The sequence below is a fragment of the Protofrankia sp. Cr1 genome (assembly GCF_963555865.1).
Lineage (GTDB): Bacteria > Actinomycetota > Actinomycetes > Frankiales > Frankiaceae > Protofrankia.
In genome coordinates, this window is the sequence record NZ_CAUVXO010000530.1 from 1 (window position 1) to 3,506 (window position 3,506).

The 3,506-nt window shown below is 65.2% G+C and carries 3 protein-coding genes and 1 pseudogene; 2 read left to right on the forward strand and 2 right to left on the reverse strand.

Annotation, left to right across the window (positions count from 1 at the left end):
- Positions 1-194: 194 nt before the first annotated feature.
- Positions 195-617, reverse strand: a complete 423-nt coding sequence (locus U9980_RS25225) for a TOBE domain-containing protein (protein ID WP_322770210.1) — start codon at positions 615-617, stop codon at positions 195-197.
- A gap of 756 nt (positions 618-1,373) precedes the next feature.
- Here U9980_RS25225 and U9980_RS25230 point away from each other — a divergent pair.
- Together U9980_RS25230 and U9980_RS28780 are read left to right on the forward strand one after the other, a co-directional pair.
- A complete protein-coding gene (locus U9980_RS25230; RefSeq protein ID WP_322770211.1) occupies positions 1,374-1,649 on the forward strand; it encodes a hypothetical protein in 276 nt (91 codons plus the stop codon).
- A gap of 260 nt (positions 1,650-1,909) precedes the next feature.
- Positions 1,910-2,101: pseudogene (locus U9980_RS28780) on the forward strand (LLM class flavin-dependent oxidoreductase); the annotation flags it as partial.
- Between the two features lie 204 nt (positions 2,102-2,305).
- Here U9980_RS28780 and U9980_RS25240 read toward each other — a convergent pair.
- A complete protein-coding gene (locus tag U9980_RS25240) occupies positions 2,306-3,484 on the reverse strand; it encodes an acyl-CoA dehydrogenase family protein (protein ID WP_322770213.1) in 1,179 nt (392 codons plus the stop codon).
- Positions 3,485-3,506: the final 22 nt, after the last annotated feature.

The following is a 3,506-nucleotide window of genomic DNA, read 5'->3' on the forward strand; positions in this document are numbered from 1 at the left end:
TCCTAGCGTCTCGTGATTCCACTGACTTTACTTTCCATTGTTGTCGACAAGTTTCTTGATGTTGGCCTGGACAAGCTGGACCTTGGCGAGAATCTCGTCCGCGGTCGCCGTCCACGTGAATGGCTACTGAGATGGCATGGACGGACGACGACAGCGCGGCACCGAGGCCATTGCCGGCACGGACAGCCACGGCGTCAGGCGGCAGAAAGCGCGACCTCCGTCGACTTGATCAGAGCGATCACGGTGGAACCCGATGCGAGACCGAGGTCGGTCGCGGCGGCCCGGGTGATCGCCGCTGTGATCTCACCGCCACCGTCGAGGACGATATGCGCGACCACCATTGCGCCACCGGTCTCGAGACTGGAAACCGTACCGGGTAGCTGATTGCGAATACTGAGACCGGCGACAGCACCTGTGGCCAGAGAGACCTCGGTTGACTTGATCAGAATATCGACGGCAGAGCCCACCGAGATACTGAGATCCTTGATCGCATCCATGGTCACCGCGGCTGTCATGCGCTGTCCACCAGTGACGTCGATCGCCACGGTGCCCATCGCCGCCCCACTGGTGATCTCAGTGACGGTTCCCGTGAGCCGGTTGCGAATGCTCAAGCTCATTGATCTACCTCATCAGGTCGGGGCGCTGCTCAGAGGTGAACAGCTCCTACTCTCCTACACCAGCCGTACACGTCGTCAACCTCATTGCCCGTAATGCCCGGCAAGTAACGGTGGTGGATCGTCGGAGGACGACCGGCACGGTCGGGGTGCGGGACTGCAGTCGTTCCACTTTCGATGGTCACCCAGCCCTTGCTGGTAGCACATCGCGTGTAGAAAAATACTTAGCGTAAATCCTTGTCTGCGGTATAGATCTTTTGATATTTACTCATTCGCAGATCCCTAAGGCCAGATGTTCCGCATCTGCGGAGACGGTGCTAATCTCCCTCGAGAGGGCTTTCGTAGATCAATAGAGTTGTGGGGTCGCAGCCAGGGACGGCTGGTGGCCATGGCCCGGTCTGTGTTGGTGAGCGGAGCCCCCACCCGGCCGGTACGCCTAACCCTCGCCGGCCGAAACCCGCTATTCATCATGATCTCTAGATCGGCCATCACAGAGGGGATCCGCGGTGCCCGGAACCATGTTGACCCGATCCGCCAAGCGAGTACTTCTACCGATCTTCCTGTTTCTTCTCGCGCTGTCCTTGTGCCTGCTTCCCGGTTCAGTGGCACAAGCCACCACACCGGCTGCGTCGGCGGTGCCATCGGCTGCGCCTGAGCTTCGGCGATCTGCGGGCCTTCCCCCAACACACCCAGGACGTCGACTTCCTCAGCGGCAAAGGACCTGAGCACCACACCTACGTCGGTCCGCTGCTGCTGGACGTGCTGAAGTCCGCAGCACCGTCCTTCAACCCGGGCATCAAGAACGATTCGCTGCGGTACGCAATTCTGATCAAGGCAAGCGATGGCTATGAATCGGTGTTGTCATGGCCGGAGATCGATCCGAACTTCGGTGGTAAGCAGGCGCTGCTGGCCGTCAGCGAGGATGGTGTCCCCCTGGACAGTGCGGGTCCCCGGCTGACCGCCCCTGGTGATTCCCGTGGCGGTCGGTACGTCTTCAGCGTCGTCTCTGTCACGCTTATCAAGATCGGCGACTAGAGCGGTTCTGGTCCTGCGTTGACGTAAACGGATGGTGTGGCGTCCGGTTCGCCGGGCGCCACACCATCTGCGAGGACCACTAACCGGACCCGGTCGACCCGTGGCCGGCGGCACGAGGGTATTGGACGGGGTCACCACCGGGTTTGTCTCCATGAGCACTCCTCGTCTGGACGCCGGCGCGTCGAACAGGCCGTCCCGTATTGCCGGCGGACGGCGGACACTTTTCCGGAATAGCGTTCGATCAACATTGCGCACCGCCCCTGGCTGGAGCCGTCCCGCTGTCGGTGCTCGACCTCGTGCCGCTCACGTCGGGCTCGACCGCCGCCGCGGCGTTGCGCAATATGATTGATCTTGAGCGGCAGGTGGAGCGCTCCGGCTATGCCCGGTACTGGCTCGCCGAGCACCATCTGACTCCGAGCGTCGCCTGCGCCGCACCCGCCGTCCTGATCGCCGATGCCACCGTACTCGACACGGTCGTGGCGTACCGGGCCGCTTTCCGGCCGTCGCAGACACTGCGCGCACCGTACGTCATGGTCTCCGCGGACGTCGGCGCCGACGAGCTGCTCATCACCACCGTTACCCACGACCACGCCGCCCGGGTGCGTTCCTACGAGCTCCTCGCCCAGGCGTGGGCAGGTCTGGACTGACCACCGGGTTCACCGTCGTGTCAGGAGTGTCCCGCCCAGCAGGTACTGCCCGACCATCTCGAAATTCGTCTGAGACAGGGTGATGTGCTTGACCGCCGCGTGGATGTCACGGAAGCAGCGGTCCAGCCGGCTGGCGGTGTAGAGGGAGCTCGTCCCAGCCAGATCGTAGAGCGTGTCCACGGCTGCTGCGGTGTTCTCGGCGACGGCCGCGGCCGCCAGGCGGATCAGTGCGCTGAGGTTGTCCCCGCCTTGCTCGCCGTGTGCCGTCGCGTGGTCGGCCGCGTCGGTGAGCAGTAGAGCGCTCGTCCGCACCAGGATCTCCGCGCGGGCCAGCCCCGCCTGCACGGTGTGGCTGGCGGCCAGCGGGCTCGTCGCCCTGGCAGGGATCTTCTCTCGGGCCAGCGCCCGGAAGGTCTCGAGGGCGTCCTGGGCGATTCCCAGCGTCGTCGACGCGGTCGTGAACGCGGCGAAGTCGTAGTAGGCGATCGGGTAGGCCCGGGAGGTCCGACCGGCGGGGGGCCGTCGCAGGAGCGAGCCGTCGATCGTGTGGTCCGCGGGGACGACCAGGTCCTCGACGCAGAAGGTCGTGCTTCCCGTTCCTCGCAGTCCCGCGGTGAACCAGTCGTCCACGAAGCGGACGGCACTGGTCGGCACGAAGAACATGTGTGTCCGCGGCCCGGTGGGGGGCGTGCACGACGCGTCGTGATCCGGGAGCATCGCGGTGGCGACCAGCCAGCTGGCGTGCGCCGAGCCGCTGGCGAACGACCACGTGCCGTGCAGCCGGTATCCGCCGGGCACGGATTCGGCCCGCCCGGTCGGGTTGATGCCGCCGACCACCAGTCCCGTGTTCTCGCGGAAGAGCCGGTGTGCCACCGGCTCCGGTAGATAGTCCGACATCCGGCCGATGGCACCCTGGACCCCCATCTGCCAGGCGACGGATGCGTCGACGCGGGCGAGTGCCTGCAGGACGGCCGAGCCGGTCTGCACGCTGACCTGTCCGCCGCCGAAGGCGCGGGAGACCCACATCCGGTGGATGTTCTGTTCGCGTAGCGCGTCGATGACGGCGGGGGGAGTGGCCCGTTCGTGTTCAGCCTGGTCTCGGTACCGGGCGAGCACCGGAGCGATCGTCTCGACGCGTGCGGTCCACTCCGTGGTCTGGTCGCAAGGATGGTCCCCACTCAGGAGCATGGGGCGTGTACACCCGTGGCTC

Bases quoted from the DNA above. Each gene is read 5' to 3' on its own strand.
- U9980_RS25225 (WP_322770210.1), bottom strand. From the start codon at position 617: ATGAGCTTGAGCATTCGCAACCGGCTCACGGGAACCGTCACTGAGATC.
- U9980_RS25240 (WP_322770213.1), bottom strand. From the start codon at position 3,484: ATGCTCCTGAGTGGGGACCATCCTTGCGACCAGACCACGGAGTGGACC.